At 56.7% G+C, this 15,046-nt stretch carries 12 protein-coding genes; 11 read left to right on the forward strand and 1 reads right to left on the reverse strand.

Going from position 1 to position 15,046, the window contains the following annotated elements; all coding sequences use genetic code 11:
* The first annotated feature begins 9 nt into the window (after positions 1 to 9).
* From murD to lpxC, 9 genes are all read left to right on the forward strand, one after another.
* The gene (gene murD, locus IBX51_RS02165; RefSeq protein ID WP_291828243.1) at positions 10 to 1,350 is read left to right on the forward strand and encodes a UDP-N-acetylmuramoyl-L-alanine--D-glutamate ligase; all 1,341 of its coding nucleotides are present in this window, start codon (positions 10 to 12) and stop codon (positions 1,348 to 1,350) included.
* Positions 1,350 to 2,549 (forward strand): putative lipid II flippase FtsW, encoded by a 1,200-nt coding sequence (ftsW, locus tag IBX51_RS02170; protein ID WP_291828245.1) that lies wholly within the window; start codon positions 1,350 to 1,352, stop codon positions 2,547 to 2,549. The genes murD and ftsW overlap by 1 nt, the downstream gene beginning before the upstream one ends.
* Positions 2,542 to 3,627: an undecaprenyldiphospho-muramoylpentapeptide beta-N-acetylglucosaminyltransferase gene (murG, locus tag IBX51_RS02175; RefSeq protein WP_291828247.1), complete on the forward strand. Its 1,086-nt coding sequence runs from the start codon at positions 2,542 to 2,544 to the stop codon at positions 3,625 to 3,627. The genes ftsW and murG overlap by 8 nt, the downstream gene beginning before the upstream one ends.
* On the forward strand, positions 3,620 to 5,065 hold the full coding sequence (gene murC / locus IBX51_RS02180; protein ID WP_291828249.1) for a UDP-N-acetylmuramate--L-alanine ligase: 1,446 nt from the start codon (positions 3,620 to 3,622) through the stop codon (positions 5,063 to 5,065). Before murG ends, murC begins: the two co-directional genes overlap by 8 nt.
* Complete coding sequence (locus IBX51_RS02185; protein ID WP_291828251.1) at positions 5,058 to 6,035, forward strand: D-alanine--D-alanine ligase; 978 nt, start codon at positions 5,058 to 5,060, stop codon at positions 6,033 to 6,035. Before murC ends, IBX51_RS02185 begins: the two co-directional genes overlap by 8 nt.
* Positions 6,028 to 6,867, forward strand: coding sequence for a cell division protein FtsQ/DivIB (locus IBX51_RS02190; RefSeq protein WP_291828253.1), 840 nt, complete (start codon positions 6,028 to 6,030; stop codon positions 6,865 to 6,867). The genes IBX51_RS02185 and IBX51_RS02190 overlap by 8 nt, the downstream gene beginning before the upstream one ends.
* Before the next feature lie 36 nt (positions 6,868 to 6,903).
* A complete protein-coding gene (gene ftsA, locus IBX51_RS02195; RefSeq protein ID WP_291828255.1) occupies positions 6,904 to 8,139 on the forward strand; it encodes a cell division protein FtsA in 1,236 nt (411 codons plus the stop codon).
* 102 nt (positions 8,140 to 8,241) lie between these two features.
* Complete coding sequence (ftsZ, locus tag IBX51_RS02200) at positions 8,242 to 9,399, forward strand: cell division protein FtsZ (protein ID WP_291828257.1); 1,158 nt, start codon at positions 8,242 to 8,244, stop codon at positions 9,397 to 9,399.
* A 212-nt stretch (positions 9,400 to 9,611) separates the two neighbouring features.
* On the forward strand, positions 9,612 to 10,529 hold the full coding sequence (gene lpxC, locus IBX51_RS02205; protein ID WP_291828260.1) for a UDP-3-O-acyl-N-acetylglucosamine deacetylase: 918 nt from the start codon (positions 9,612 to 9,614) through the stop codon (positions 10,527 to 10,529).
* Between the two features lie 11 nt (positions 10,530 to 10,540).
* Here lpxC and IBX51_RS02210 read toward each other — a convergent pair whose 3' ends face one another.
* Positions 10,541 to 10,993, reverse strand: a complete 453-nt coding sequence (locus IBX51_RS02210; RefSeq protein ID WP_291828262.1) for a DUF721 domain-containing protein — start codon at positions 10,991 to 10,993, stop codon at positions 10,541 to 10,543.
* 216 nt (positions 10,994 to 11,209) lie between these two features.
* Between IBX51_RS02210 and IBX51_RS02215 the strand changes: the two genes are divergently transcribed.
* Both IBX51_RS02215 and secA read left to right on the forward strand, forming a co-directional pair.
* Positions 11,210 to 12,163, forward strand: a complete 954-nt coding sequence (locus tag IBX51_RS02215; RefSeq protein ID WP_291828264.1) for a M23 family metallopeptidase — start codon at positions 11,210 to 11,212, stop codon at positions 12,161 to 12,163.
* An 89-nt stretch (positions 12,164 to 12,252) separates the two neighbouring features.
* Positions 12,253 to 14,985, forward strand: coding sequence for a preprotein translocase subunit SecA (secA, locus tag IBX51_RS02220; RefSeq protein WP_291828266.1), 2,733 nt, complete (start codon positions 12,253 to 12,255; stop codon positions 14,983 to 14,985).
* Positions 14,986 to 15,046: the final 61 nt, after the last annotated feature.

The following is a 15,046-nucleotide window of genomic DNA, read 5'->3' on the forward strand; positions in this document are numbered from 1 at the left end:
GAAACGACTATGAGTGTCATTGTTTCGGATCGTCGCACATTGGTGGTAGGGCTCGGTAAAACCGGGCTCTCCTGCGTGCGCTATCTGTCCGAACAAGGCCGGGATATCGCGGTGGCAGACAGTCGGCAAGATCCACCCGGTTTGCAGGAGTTGCAGGACGGTTGGCCAGACGTGCCGGTTTACCTTGGTGAGTTCGATCACAGCGTATTGGCCGGTTTTAACGAACTGGTCGTGAGCCCCGGAATCAGCGTTGCGGAGCCAGCCATTGCCTGGGCTGCTGCCAATGGCGCAAGCATTCGTGGTGACATTGATCTGTTTGCCGAAGCTGCAGACGCTCCCATCATCGCGATCACCGGCTCGAACGGCAAAACCACCGTGACCACGCTGGTCGGCGAGATGGCGAAAGCCGCCGGCCGCAATGTGCAGGTGGGTGGCAATATCGGCACGCCAGCGCTGGCTCTTCTTGGAAAAGGAGCCGAACTCTACGTGCTGGAGTTGTCGAGCTTTCAGTTGGAGACCACGGATGAGCTGAAAGCCGAGGTCGCAACCGTTTTGAACGTCAGTGACGATCACATGGATCGCTACCCGGACAAAATGGCCTACTTCCAGGCCAAGCAGCGGATCTACCGAGGCAGCAGGAATGCCGTGGTCAATCTGGATGACGCGCTGAGCACGCCGATGGCCCGGGATAACCTTCGGTTTGTCTGCTTCGGTTTTAACCGGGTTAACCCGGAAACCTTCAGCACGCGGGACGATGATCAGGGCACCTGGATCACGTTCGGCTTCGATAACCTCCTGTTGGCCAGCGAGTTGCAGCTGCTCGGCCGGCACAATATCAGCAATGTTATGGCAGCTTTGGCTCTGGGGCAGGCGGCCGGTTTGCCCATGACGGCCATGCTGGAGGCGGCTCGGGCATTCCGGGGCCTGCCTCATCGTTGCGAATTTGTGCGCAACCTGGACGGCGTGGACTACATCAATGATTCCAAAGGCACCAACGTGGGTGCCACCGTCGCGGCTATCGAAAGCCTGGCGCCAGAGCAGGGAAAGGTCATTCTGATTGCCGGTGGTGATGGTAAAGGTGCTGACTTTGCCCCATTGGCGGAACCCGTACAGTGCCATTGTCGCGCAGTGGTGCTGATTGGTCGTGACGCGGATACCATCGCCCAAACGCTGACCAACGACGTTACGATTGTTAGAGCCGAGTCTCTGGCGGACGCGGTGTCCGAGGCTAGGGTCCAAGCCCTGGCGGGTGACCGGGTTGTGTTGTCACCCGCCTGTGCAAGCTTCGACATGTTCCGGGATTACAGCGATCGCGGCGATCAATTCCGTCACCTGGTGGAGGCACTGTGATGCACACCCACGCAGGCGCCTATCGTCAGCAAACCTGGATTGGTGATGTTCAGCCGCTGGCTGTGTTGGTGGTGACATCGGTCGCGCTTCTGGTTATGGGCGTGGTGATGATTTCGTCTGCATCTATGGACATGGCTGCAGTCACCATGGGCAACAGCTATCACTACGTTATTCGGCAGGTCATTTTTGCGGCACTCGGCTGCGTGGTGGCGTTGATCGCCGTTAACGTGCCGGTGTCCTGGTGGGAGCGCAGTGGTTGGTTGTTGCTGGCAATCGGCATGTTGGTACTTATTTTGGTACTGACGCCACTGGGACGCACGGTGAATGGTTCAACCCGCTGGATCCCCCTTGGCCTGTTTAACGTCCAGGTATCCGAAGTGGCCAAGCTGTGCCTGATTGCCTATCTGGCAGGCTACGTAGTGCGCCGCCGCGATGAACTGCTCAACACCTGGCTGGGCTTTTTCAAACCGCTGATTGTGCTTGGTGTGGCGTCCATGTTGTTGGTTATTCAGCCGGATTTTGGTGCCACTGTGGTGTTGGTGACGGCAGCGGCGGGCATGATTTTTCTGAGTGGCGTCAGGCTGACGCGTTTCGCCCCGTTGGTCGGCGTTCTGGTCGTGCTGGGTACGATACTGGTCGCAACCCAGCCCTACCGATTAAAGCGAGTGGTGAGCTATCTGGATCCGTGGAAAGACCAGTTTGACACCGGCTATCAGCTAACTCAGTCGTTGATCGCCTTCGGGCGGGGCGAATGGGGTGGCGTCGGCCTGGGCAATTCCATTCAGAAGCTGTTCTTTCTGCCAGAGGCACACACCGACTTTATTTTCGCCATCATTGCCGAAGAGTTCGGCTTACTGGGTTCATTGATTGTGTTGGGCTTGTTTACCGCCATGGTGGTCAGCGGTTTCATGATTGCGCGGCGTGCAGAGAAAGCAGAGATGCCCTTTGGGGCCTGTTTCAGTTACGGCATCACCCTGCTGATGGGCCTGCAGGCGGGCATCAACATGGCGGTGAGCACAGGTCTGTTGCCTACCAAGGGTCTGACCTTACCGCTGGTCAGCTATGGCGGCTCCAGCCTTTTGATTACCTGCATTGGCCTTGGCGTACTGGCAAGAGTGGAGCTGGAACGGTTGGACAAAGTGCGGATGAGTTCGGAGAAAACCAAGAACACGCCACGGGGAGGTGCGGTTTATGACTGAGCCCCGTCGTTTCTTGATGATGGCCGGTGGTACCGGTGGCCATGTGTTCCCGGCGCTGGCAACAGCCCGGGCGCTGCAGGAGAAAGGCCACGAAGTGTTCTGGCTGGGTGCTAAAGGTGGTATGGAAGAACGCTTGATTGGCGATACGGATATTCCGTTGTCACTGATTCATATCTCGGGCTTACGTGGTAAAGGCAAGCTGGCGTTGCTGTCTGCTCCGTTCCGCCTGATGCGGGCACTGGGAGAGGCTTTTACCCTGCTGCGTCAGATTAAGCCGGACTGTGTGGTGGGAATGGGCGGGTTTGTTACCGGCCCCGGCGGTGTTGCCGCCTGGTTACGGAAGACGCCACTGGTGATTCATGAGCAGAACGCTATTGCCGGCATGACCAATCGTTGGCTGACCCGGTTTGCTGAAACTGTACTGGAGGCGTTCCCCGGTAGTTTTGGAGACAAAGTCATTACCCGATGCACAGGTAATCCGGTGCGCAGGGATGTCGCCGGCATAGCCGACCCAGAGCAGCGCCTGAAAGATCGCAATGGCCCGGTTCGTATCCTGGTGATTGGTGGCAGCCTTGGTGCTCAGGTATTCAATCAGCAGCTACCGCAGGCGTTGGCTTTGCTGCCGAGTGCGCAACGTCCGGACGTGCGGCACCAGTGTGGTGAAAAGAATCTGGAGGCTGCCCGCACTGCTTATAAAGCCGCTGACGTGGAGGCCCGTATCGAGCCTTTCATCAAAGACATGGCGGAAGCCTACAGCTGGGCGGATCTGGTGGTATGCCGTGCCGGAGCTTTGACCGTATCCGAGCTTTGCGCGGCGGGTGTGGGCGCGGTGTTGGTGCCATTCCCCCACGCGGTGGATGATCATCAAACGCAGAACGGTCAGCATATGGTCAAAGCCGGCGCGGCCATTTTAATACCGCAGTCGAAAATGAGCCCGGAGGTGCTGGCGGAAACCTTGCAGGATCTGGCCGCTAACCGGGAACGAATTCTGAACATGGCAAAGGCTGCGCGCTCGCTGGCCCGCCCTGATGCAACGGAGAGAGTCGTGAATTACTGTCTGGAGGCCGCCAATGGCTGATACAACCAATCCGCCACTGGTTTATCAGGTGCCGGAAATGCGCCGCATTCGCCAAATTCACTTTGTTGGTATCGGTGGCGCTGGCATGAGTGGCATTGCCGAGGTTCTCAAGAACCAGGGCTATGACGTGTCTGGCTCAGATCTGAAAGAAAGCGCTGTCACCGATCGCTTGCGTGCCATGGGCGTGGAAGTACAGATCGGTCATCGCGAAGAAAACACTGAAGGTGCCGACGTCGTGGTGGTGTCATCTGCCGTCGCCAGTGATAACCCGGAAGTAGTCGCGGCTCGCAAGCGCCGGGTACCCATCGTGCCCCGTGCAGAAATGCTGGCGGAAATCATGCGTTACCGCCATGGCATTGCGATCGCAGGTACCCACGGTAAAACCACCACCACCAGTCTGATTGCCTCGATTCTGGGTGAGGCTGGGCTGGATCCGACCTTCGTGATCGGCGGCAAACTCAACAGTGCGGGTACCAATGCCCAGCTCGGTGGGTCGCGCTACCTGGTGGCGGAGGCGGATGAAAGCGATGCGTCGTTCCTGCACCTGACGCCGGTAATTTCTGTGGTCACCAATATTGAAGCCGATCACATGGATACCTATGGCGGTGACGTTGAAAAGCTGAAGCAGACGTTTGTCGATTTTCTTCACAATCTGCCGTTTTACGGCATTGCGGTAATGTGCATCGACGACGATTACGTTCAGGAGATTCTGCCAAGAATCTCCCGGGCCATCATCACCTACGGTATTGATAATCCAGAAGCCGATTATCGCGCCGAGCAGATCGTTTCTGACGGTCTTAAAACACGGTTCGTGGTGCGCAGGCCCGGCGGGCGGTCTGATCTGGACGTTGAGTTGAAGATGCCAGGACGCCATAACGTTCTGAATGCTCTGGCCTCCATCGCCGTGGCCACTGACGAAGGCGTGGATGATCAGGCCATTTGTAGAGGTCTGGCAGGGTTTGCCGGTGTCGGTCGGCGTTTCCAGGTCTATGGCGAATACTCGATTGCTGAGGGATCCGTCACGCTGGTGGATGATTACGGCCATCACCCCACCGAAGTGGAAGCGGTGATCCGTGCCGCCCGGGACGCCTGGCCAGGACGCCGAATCGTTATGCTGTATCAGCCGCATCGTTACACCCGTACGCGGGATCTTTACGAAGACTTTGTTCGGGTACTGGCAGAGCCAGACGGCTTGCTGTTGATGGAAGTCTACTCTGCAGGCGAGCCGGCGATTCCGGGTGCCGACGGTCGCGCTCTGTGCCGCAGTATCCGGCAGCGCGGCAAGGTCGAGCCGGTGTTTGTTGAAGATAACCATGAAATCGAGGACCTGCTCGCGAATGTGCTCCAGAACGGTGATCTGCTGATTACCCAGGGAGCGGGAGACATTGGCGGCGTTGCATCGCGACTGGCCGCAGCGGGGGTGGCAAAAAGTGGGTGACTTGAGCCATAGCAATACACTGCCGTATCAGGCGGCGCCGGAACTGGTGAAGGCTCTGGGTCGTGTCGCGGTGTTTATGGGCGGAGATTCTGCCGAGCGGGCAGTGTCTTTGAAGAGTGGCCAGGCGGTGCTGTCTGCGCTGCAGTCGGCCGGTGTTGATGCATTTGGTGTTGACGTGCAGGGCTGCCTGCTGCGTACCGTCGACGAGCCGGATTATGATCGTGTGTTTATCGCACTGCATGGCCGTGGTGGCGAAGACGGCACCTTGCAGGCGATCCTGGGCCAGGCCGGCATTCCGTATACCGGCAGTGAAGTGCTGGCGTCAGCACTGGCGATGGACAAGCTGCGCACCAAATACGTGTTTGAAGGTTGTGGCCTGCCAACGCCGGCGTTCCGGGCCATGACGTCGGTCGCTGAAGCGGAAGACATTTTCGCCCATCTGGGTGCACCGCTGAGCGTCAAACCAGCTCATGAAGGCTCCAGTATTGGTATCCGCAAGGTAGTCAGTGCTGCCGAATTGGCAGAAGCCTATCTCGAAGCCGCCGCCATGGATGATCTGGTGTTGGTCGAGCAGTGGATTGAGGGCCCGGAATTTACCGTCAGCCTGCTGCAAGGCAAGGCGCTGCCGGCCATTGGCTTGAGTACCGATCACGCGTTTTATGATTACGACGCCAAGTACCTGGCCGACGACACCCGCTACCGGATTCCGTGCGGACTGGAACCGGACGACGAAATCCGTTTGCAGCATCTGGCATTGGATGCATTCCGAGTGGTGGGCTGCCGGACCTGGGGCCGGGTAGACATCATGCAGGATGCGGCAGGTGAGTTCTGGCTGCTGGAGGTCAACACGGTACCGGGCATGACTGATCACAGTCTGGTGCCGATGTCGGCACGGGCAGCGGGCATCAGCTTTGAAGAGCTGGTGGTGCGGATTCTCAAAGACACTCTGCCGGAGGCGGGGAATGCTTGAAACGTTGCTGATCCGAAGCCGGGCGGTCCCGCCTGAGCAACCTCGTCGACGGGGCGCAACCTCTGTCGACTCGGGGTCGGATCGGTTTGGTGTATTAAAAGCCGTTTTGGCGGCAGTGCCCTGGCTGCAAGTTGGATTGGGGGCAACCATTGTGTTGTTGGCCGCCATGGTGCCCTGGGCAACCGACCGCCTGCTGACGGCAATGGATCAGCAGATTGTCGCTGTGGATGTGCGTGGTGAGTTTGTCGGTGACAGCCGGGTTGGTATTGAACGATCCGCTGGTGCCTGGATTGGCAAAAGCTACTTCGCAACCGACCTGGCGGAAATCAAAGCCGAACTGGAACAGCGGCCATGGGTCGCTTCGGCGGCGGTTAAACGGGTCTGGCCGGGGCGGCTGGAAATCGACATTCGTGAGAAGAAACCGCTGGCGTACTGGACCGACGGTCGCCTCGTGAGTCGCTCCGGAGAGCTGTTCTCACCGCCGAATCCTGAAGTGGCGGGACGATTGCCGCGACTGGAGGGACCAGACGCGCGGGTTCGGGATGTAATCGCCATGGCTCGATCCATGAGTGACCAGCTGGCCGACTATGGACTCGGGTTTGCCGGTTTGTCGGTGGAGCAGCGGGGTGCCTGGACCCTGACTCTGTCGAACGGCATTGAAGTGGTCCTGGGCAGGGACAAAATCGAGCAGCGCTTTGAGCGTTTTATCACAGTTTATGAAAACCGGTTGGCTGCCAGAGTAGATGAAGTCAGTCGGGTTGATGTCCGCTATTCCAATGGCGTGGCGGTGCAGTGGAAGGCGGATGCGGGAATTGCCGCTCCGAAATCCTGATAACGATTATTACGAACCTGGGGTTTGGTGAAACACATGTCATCGGTTGAAACGGAAAACATGATTGTCGGACTGGATATCGGAACTTCCAAAGTGGTTGCGATTGTCGGCAAGCGCAAGATGGATGGAACCATCGAAGTGGTCGGGATTGGTTCACACCCGTCTCGTGGCCTCAAGCGCGGGGTGGTGGTGAACATTGAAACCACGGTTCAAGCCATCCAGCGAGCGGTGGAAGAGGCCGAGCTGATGGCCGGTTGTCGGATTCATTCGGTCTACGCGGGCATTGCCGGTAGCCACATCAAGAGTCTGAATTCCCACGGTATTGTGGCTATACGGGATCGCGAAGTAACCCAGGCCGACATTGACCGGGTGATTGACGCAGCCCAGGCGGTAGCGATTCCGGCGGATCAGAAGATTCTGCACATTCTGCCGCAGGAATTCGTGATCGATAACCAGGAGGGCATCAAGGAGCCCATGGGCATGTCCGGTGTGCGCCTGGAAGCCAAGGTGCACCTGGTGACCTGTGCGGTGAACGCGGCCCAGAACATTGAAAAATGCGTCAAACGTTGTGGTCTTGAGGTGGATGACATCATTCTGGAGCAGTTGGCTTCCAGCCACGCGATCCTGACGGAAGACGAAAAAGAACTGGGTGTCTGTGTGGTGGACATCGGCGGTGGAACCACCGATATCGCCGTGTTTACGGGTGGTGCCATCCGGCATACCGCAGTGATCCCCATTGCTGGCGACCAGGTCACTAACGATATTGCCATGGCGCTGCGGACACCAACGCAGAATGCCGAGGAAATCAAGATCAAATACGCCTGCGCGCTGACTCAGCTTGCTGGCGCTGATGAAACCATCAAGGTGCCAAGTGTTGGCGATCGTGCGCCCAGAGACCTGTCCCGACAGGCGCTGGCGGAAGTAGTCGAGCCTCGCTATGAAGAGCTGTTCACCCTGGTGCAATCAGAGCTTCGCCGGTCCGGATTTGAAGACATGATTCCGGCTGGCATCGTGATTACAGGCGGTTCGTCCACCATGGAAGGGGTGGTTGAGCTGGCTGAGGAAATCTTCCACATGCCGGTAAGGCTGGCCTGTCCGCAGGCGGTCTCCGGCATGACGGAAGTAGTCAACAACCCGATTTACGCCACCGGCGTGGGCTTGTTGATTCATGGCTTTCGGCAAATGGATCTTGGCCGGGCGCCGGTGCTTAAAGGTGAGGATGCCCCCTCGCTGGTTGAGCGCATGAAAGCCTGGTTCACCGGTCATTTCTGACGGTGGATTAGCAGGTAGTACACGAAGGTATCTCGAAAAATACACAACGATCGAATGAAACCGGTCTGGAAAGACCGGAAACAGCACGAAGGAGTAGGGGAAATGTTTGAACTCGTTGATAGCGTTCAGCAAAACGCAGTAATCAAGGTTGTCGGTGTTGGTGGTGGCGGCGGTAACGCCGTTCGGCACATGCTTAACAGCGACATTGAAGGTGTGGAGTTTATCTGCGCCAATACCGATGCCCAGGCTTTGAAAGACCTGGATGCACGTCAGATTATCCAGCTTGGTGGCAACATCACCAAAGGGCTGGGCGCGGGGGCCAACCCGGAAGTAGGTCGTCAGTCTGCCCTTGAAGACCGTGATCGTATCGCCGAGGCGTTGAGCGGCTCAGATATGGTGTTCATCACCGCCGGTATGGGTGGCGGTACGGGTACTGGTGCGGCTCCTGTGGTTGCCGAAGTGGCCCGGGAGCTGGGTATTCTTACCGTGGCCGTTGTTACCAAGCCGTTCCAGTTTGAAGGCGGCAAGCGAATGAGTGTGGCGGAGTCTGGCCTGCGTGAGCTGGAAGAGAGCGTTGACTCCCTGATCACCATTCCCAACGAAAAACTGCTGGCGGTTATGGGCAAGAAAACCAGTCTTCTGGACGCCTTTGCCTCAGCCAACGACGTTCTTCTGGGTGCAGTTCAGGGCATTGCCGACCTGATTACCCGCAACGGCATGATTAACGTCGATTTTGCGGACGTTAAAACTGTCATGTCTGAAATGGGCAACGCCATGATGGGCACTGGCCGCGCAACCGGTGAAAACCGTGCCCGCGAGGCCGCTGAAGCCGCGGTGCGTAGCCCGCTGCTCGAGGACATCAATCTGCAGGGTGCCAAGGGTATTCTGGTCAACATTACCGCAGGTATGGATCTTAATCTGGGTGAGTTCTCCGAAGTCGGTGATATCGTTCGGGAGTTTGCCTCAGACTCTGCCACTGTTGTGGTGGGTACGGTTATTGATCCGGAAATGACCGATGAGCTGAAGGTAACCGTGGTTGCTACCGGCTTGGGTGGCGATCGCGAGAAACCGGCCAAGGTGGTGGACAATACCCGTACCCTGGATGGTAAAACCGACTACAACCAGCTGGATCGGCCGGCCGTGCTGCGTCGTCGCGCGGTATCCCACGGTAATGTGGCTTTGGATCAGAGCAAAGAAAGCGAAGAACAAGGCGTGGACTATCTCGATATTCCCGCATTCCTTCGCAGGCAGGCTGATTGATAATCTGTCGCTAATGTGACGCGGGGCAGGTTTCATGCAAGAGGGTGGAACCGTAAGCCCCTGTCAAACGTGAGCTGATTGGCATAGCCGGTGACTATTGCAAATGTTAAGTAAAGTCACATTGGTTAAATGGTGCTCAGTTTTGAATTCTGATATTCTCCGGGCAGCTTTTTGCTTAGAATATCGAACTTTTGTGACGGAATAATGAACCGATGATCAGACAACGGACACTCAAAAATACCATCCGTGCGACCGGTATTGGCCTGCATTCGGGGGAAAAGGTATATCTGACCCTCAAGCCGGCTCCGGTCGATACGGGTATCATCTTCCGCCGCACCGATCTTGACCCGATGGTCGAAATCCGTGCCTGCGCTGAAAATGTAGGTGAGACCATGCTGTCCACGACGCTGGTAAAAGACGGTGTCCGTGTGGCGACGGTTGAGCACTTGCTCTCCGCCATGGCTGGTCTCGGCATAGACAACTGCTTTGTTGAGCTGAGCGCGGCCGAAGTGCCGATTATGGATGGTTCTGCGGGCCCATTTGTCTTCTTGCTTCAGTCTGCGGGCATCTGGGAGCAGGATTCAGCCAAGCGCTTTATCCGCATCAAACGAGAAGTCACGATTGAAGAAGGCGACAAAAAGGCGACCTTCCTGCCGTTTGAAGGCTTCAAGGTCAGCTTTGGCATCGATTTTGATCACCCGGTGTTCAAAGGTCGCGCCCAAACGGCGACGGTCGACTTCTCAAGCACATCGTTCGTAAAAGAAGTGTCTCGCGCCCGTACCTTCGGGTTCATGCGTGATATCGAGAAGCTGCGCGCGATGAACCTCGCGCTCGGCGGTAGTGTTGATAACGCCATTGTGGTCGACGACTACAAAATTCTTAACGAAGACGGTCTCCGTTACGAAGATGAGTTTGTCAAACACAAGGTATTGGATGCGATCGGTGACCTTTACCTGTTGGGCAACAGCCTGATTGGTGAGTTCCGTGGCATCAAATCTGGTCACGATCTGAATAACAAGTTGCTGCGAAAGCTCAGAGCGGAAGAAGACGCATGGGAAGTGGTTACCTTCGATGATGAGGCGACTGCACCTATCTCTTATATGAAGCCTGCGATGGCGGCTCAGGCTTAAGGCGGGACGCCTTAATCCCGGACGTGGCCTGCGAGTTTTTCGAGAACCTCGCGTAATGCTTTATCCTTCGTGTGCCCGGCTTCCTCTTTGAGGAGTCGGGCATTTTCTTTGCTGAGAGGGCTGGTTTTGACCACCGGCCTGGGCCGGAATCTGAGTGGCGACACCTTCACTTTTACCTTCCAGACGAACCTGAAAAGCTCCTCCTGACGCAGTGCTTCCATAATTTCATGTTGCCTGAAGCGCAGGCGCGTGGCTCTGCCAGCATTGTCGGTTGCCAGCACCAGTTCGCCATCGGCACAACTGACAAAGCGAGTGCCATCGGTCAACTCTTGCGGAATGGCGGCCAGCACAAGTTGCTCGGCTTGCTGGTGCAGCTCCGCTTTGGTGAGCAGAGCTTTAAGTGTTGAGCCGGGCCCGGAAGGCACTTTGCCAAAGATCATTTTTTGGTCATTTTTTTCGCGCATAGCCGGTTTTTTCTCGACGTGGCTGTTTACGATTGGTTACACTTCTGCACGTTTTGTGCGTAGCGTTGGTCATGCACTCGTTTTACATTGACATCGACGAGTGTGTCTACCGAGCGCTACGATTTATCAGTACGTAGTTGTTGCTAAGGATAGCAGAACCGCTCGGATTATTATTTCCGGGTCGCAGCACTACAAGGACATGGTTGCGGCTCTACAATGACATCGAACGACAATATGAATGTAATCTTCATTGGCAAGCGCCACGGCCGTTCGCGAGCGCTTCCGCTCAATGCCGGAGTGATTGCCGGACTGGCATTTTTGGTGGCGGCGATTCTGGTTGCTGCCGGGTGGGCGGGCTATCAGTTTGCGGTCAGCACCGCGGAAACCCGGCAGCCGACCGAATCCGAGTGGGTGGCTGACTGGCAGCAAAAGCTGAATCAGCAGCGCAGCGAAGTGTCTGACATCCGCGAAGGTGTGCAGGAGCAGATCGACGCACTGACCATTCGACTGGGGGCTATTCAGGGGCGGTTACTTCGGCTGGATGCGTTGGGTCAGCGCTTTGTTGAGTCCGGACTGGTGACCAGTGGTGAGTTCAATTTCGATCAGCCCGCCGCCGTTGGTGGTCCGGAAGATTCCGTGGGAGGCGATTCATACAGTCCCTCTGAGTTAACCGAGATGCTCGATCAATTAGAGTTGTTGATTGATGATCGGGAAAAACAGCTGCGCCTGTTAGATCAGGTGTCCTCCCGCAACAGGCTGGAAGATGAGCTTTATTTGCAGGGCCGGCCAATCACCTGGGGCTGGTTGTCGTCGCGTTACGGTTACCGCACCGATCCATTCACCGGTAAGCGTCGCTGGCATGGTGGCGTCGACCTGGCGGGTAAGGAAGGCAGCGATATCATTACCGTCGGTGCCGGCGTTGTGACGTTTGCCGGAGATCGATTTGGATATGGCAATCTGGTTGAGGTTGATCATGGCGGCGGGCTGGTCACCCGTTACGCACACGCGAAGACGGTGAAAGTAGAAACCGGCGATGTGGTGCAGAAGGGTCAGGTTGTTGCGCTGATGGGCAGCACTGGACGCTCGACCGGACCGCACGTGCATTTTGAAGTTATCCGCAATGGAAAGACTGAAAACCCCGAGAAATACATCACGCGCGCAAGCCGCTGATTCCATTCCCGTGAACCCCACCTTTTGTCCTGTCACCAAATAAGGTTAGAATGCCGGCTTCCTCCGTTTAACTGAAGAAGCAGTGGTCTATGTTCACAAAGCTTGCAACGAAGATGTTCGGCAGTAAAAACGCCCGAGAAGTCAAAAGAATGCGCAAGGTCGCCCTGCGCATCAATGAGCTTGAAGAGCAGTTTGGCGGGTTGTCGGATTCCGAGTTGCAGGGTAAGACCGCCGAGTTCCGCCGCCGCCTTGAAGATGGCGAAGCGCTGGACAAGCTTCTTCCTGAAGCATTTGCCACGGTGAGAGAGGCCAGCCGCCGGGTCATGGGCATGCGTCACTACGATGTCCAGCTGGTGGGTGGTATGACCCTGCACGAAGGGCACATTGCCGAAATGAAAACCGGCGAGGGCAAGACGCTGGTGGCAACGGCCGCCGTTTATCTCAACGCTTTGCCTGGTAAGGGTGTACACGTTGTTACCGTCAACGATTACCTGGCCAGCCGTGATGCTGAGTGGATGGGCAAGCTGTACCGCTTTCTTGGCATGCAGGTTGGGGTGGTTGTAGCCGGCCAGCCGCCAGAAGAAAAGCGAGCAGCCTACCAGGCTGATATTACCTACGGTACCAACAACGAATTCGGCTTTGACTACCTCCGCGACAACATGGCCTTCAGTATTGATGATAAGGTCCAGCGGGGGCTTAACTACGCTATTGTTGACGAAGTAGACTCGATCCTGATTGACGAAGCCCGTACCCCGCTGATTATTTCCGGTGCGGCGGAAGATTCCTCCAAGATGTATCAGGCTATAAACACGCTGATCCCGAGCCTGGAAAAGGGTGAAGTCAGTGAAGACGATGCCGTCGATACTACGGGCGATTTTACGATTGATGAGAAATCACGCCAGGTTGAGCTGACCGAAGCCGGCCACGAGAAAGTGGAAGAGCTGCTGCTCAGTCAGGACTTGCTGAAAGAGGGCGAAAGCCTCTATTCAGCGGCGAACCTGAGCCTGCTGCATCATGTGCACTCGGCACTGCGCGCGCATCACCTGTTCCAGAAAGATGTGGATTACATTGTGCAGGGGGGGCAGGTCGTTATTGTTGATGAGCATACGGGCCGCACCATGCCGGGCCGTCGCTGGAGCGAGGGCTTGCATCAGGCTATCGAGGCGAAAGAAGGTCTGAAGATCCAGGCCGAAAGCCAAACCCTGGCCTCGACAACGTTCCAGAACTATTTCCGCTTGTACGACAAGTTGGCCGGCATGACCGGTACTGCCGATACCGAAGCCTTCGAGTTCCGTCAGATTTACGGTCTGGACGTGGTGGTTATCCCGCCCAACAAGCCGATTCAGCGGATTGATTACAACGATCTGGTGTATCTCACTCAGGAAGAGAAGTTCCACGCCATTATTGATGAGATCAAAGACGTGACCGCGGATGGTCGTCCGGTGCTGGTGGGTACCGCATCGATCGAAGCGTCTGAGTTGCTGTCGATGCTGCTCAAGAAGGCACGGATTGATCACAAGATCCTGAACGCCAAACAGCACGAATCTGAAGCCATGATCATCGCTCAGGCGGGTCGCCCGGGTGCGGTGACTATCGCGACCAACATGGCGGGTCGGGGTACCGACATCGTGCTGGGTGGTAACTGGGAGTTTGAGGTGGCCGTTATGGACAATCCCTCGGAGGAGGAGGTTGCCCGATTGAAGGCGGAGCTGAGCGAGTTGCATAACCAGGTACTGGAAGCCGGCGGCCTGCACATCATTGGTACCGAGCGCCACGAATCCCGCCGGATTGATAACCAGTTGCGGGGTCGTGCCGGTCGGCAAGGTGATCCGGGCTCCTCGCGCTTCTTCTTGTCGCTGGAAGATAACCTGATGCGGATCTTCGCACCTGAGCGGGTGAAGAACCTGATGCAGGCGATGGGCATGAAAAAAGGTGAAGCCATCGAGCACCGGATGGTCACCAACGCGATCGAAAAGTCCCAGCGTAAGGTTGAAGGCCGTAACTTTGATATGCGTAAAACGCTGCTGGAATACGATGACGTCGCCAACGATCAGCGAACGGTCATCTACGATCAGCGCAATGAGGTAATGGCGTCTAACGACATCTCCGAGATGATCAATACCATCCGTGAGGATGTGGTAGACGCCATGGTCAGCGAATACATTCCGCCTCAGAGCATGCCTGAGCAGTGGGATGTGCCGGGGCTGGAAAGTCAGTTGCAGTCTGAAATGTCCATCGACCTGCCGGTTCAGGCCTGGCTGGACGAAGACAGCAAGCTGCATGAAGAGAATCTGCGCGAGAAAATTCTGGGCGCCATTGTCGCTGAGTACAAAGCGAAAGAGGAAATTGCCGGCGCCGAACCCATGCGCAATTTCGAGAAGCAGGTTTTCCTGCAGGTGCTGGACACCCTCTGGAAAGAGCATTTGTCGAATATGGATCATTTGCGCCGGGGTATTCACCTGCGCGGTTATGCCCAGAAGAACCCGAAGCAGGAGTACAAGCGCGAGGCATTTAACCTGTTTGAAGGCATGCTTGAGACCATGAAGCGTGACGTTATACGGGTGCTTTGCCATGTCCGGGTGCAAAGTCGCGAAGAAATGGAAGAAATCGAGCGTCGCCGGAAGGAAGAGCTGGAGCGGGATCTGGCTCGCGCCAAGTTGCGCCATGACGAGACCAGCGCGACCCAGGGCGATGCGCCGGAAGCGCGACAGCAGGCTACTCCGGACACCTTTGTTCGCCAGGAGCGCAAGGTTGGCCGAAACGAGCCCTGTCCTTGCGGGTCTGGCAAGAAGTACAAGCAGTGTTGCGGTAAGGTCAGCTAACCCTTACCTCAAATGCAAAGACCGGAACCCGCAATCTGCCAGATCATTGGCTGTTTGCGGG

Origin of the sequence: Marinobacter sp., assembly GCF_014859525.1 — a bacterium.
Taxonomy (GTDB): Bacteria; Pseudomonadota; Gammaproteobacteria; order Pseudomonadales; family Oleiphilaceae; genus Marinobacter.

What these genes read in the sequence shown, in the direction of transcription:
- secA (WP_291828266.1), top strand. Translation starts at nt 12,253, where the DNA reads ATGTTCACAAAGCTTGCAACGAAGATGTTCGGCAGTAAAAACGCCCGA.
- ftsZ (WP_291828257.1), top strand. Translation starts at nt 8,242, where the DNA reads ATGTTTGAACTCGTTGATAGCGTTCAGCAAAACGCAGTAATCAAGGTT.
- IBX51_RS02210 (WP_291828262.1), bottom strand. Translation starts at nt 10,993, where the DNA reads ATGCGCGAAAAAAATGACCAAAAAATGATCTTTGGCAAAGTGCCTTCC.
- lpxC (WP_291828260.1), top strand. Translation starts at nt 9,612, where the DNA reads ATGATCAGACAACGGACACTCAAAAATACCATCCGTGCGACCGGTATT.
- ftsA (WP_291828255.1), top strand. Translation starts at nt 6,904, where the DNA reads ATGTCATCGGTTGAAACGGAAAACATGATTGTCGGACTGGATATCGGA.
- IBX51_RS02190 (WP_291828253.1), top strand. Translation starts at nt 6,028, where the DNA reads ATGCTTGAAACGTTGCTGATCCGAAGCCGGGCGGTCCCGCCTGAGCAA.
- IBX51_RS02215 (WP_291828264.1), top strand. Translation starts at nt 11,210, where the DNA reads ATGACATCGAACGACAATATGAATGTAATCTTCATTGGCAAGCGCCAC.
- murG (WP_291828247.1), top strand. Translation starts at nt 2,542, where the DNA reads ATGACTGAGCCCCGTCGTTTCTTGATGATGGCCGGTGGTACCGGTGGC.
- murD (WP_291828243.1), top strand. Translation starts at nt 10, where the DNA reads ATGAGTGTCATTGTTTCGGATCGTCGCACATTGGTGGTAGGGCTCGGT.
- murC (WP_291828249.1), top strand. Translation starts at nt 3,620, where the DNA reads ATGGCTGATACAACCAATCCGCCACTGGTTTATCAGGTGCCGGAAATG.
- ftsW (WP_291828245.1), top strand. Translation starts at nt 1,350, where the DNA reads ATGCACACCCACGCAGGCGCCTATCGTCAGCAAACCTGGATTGGTGAT.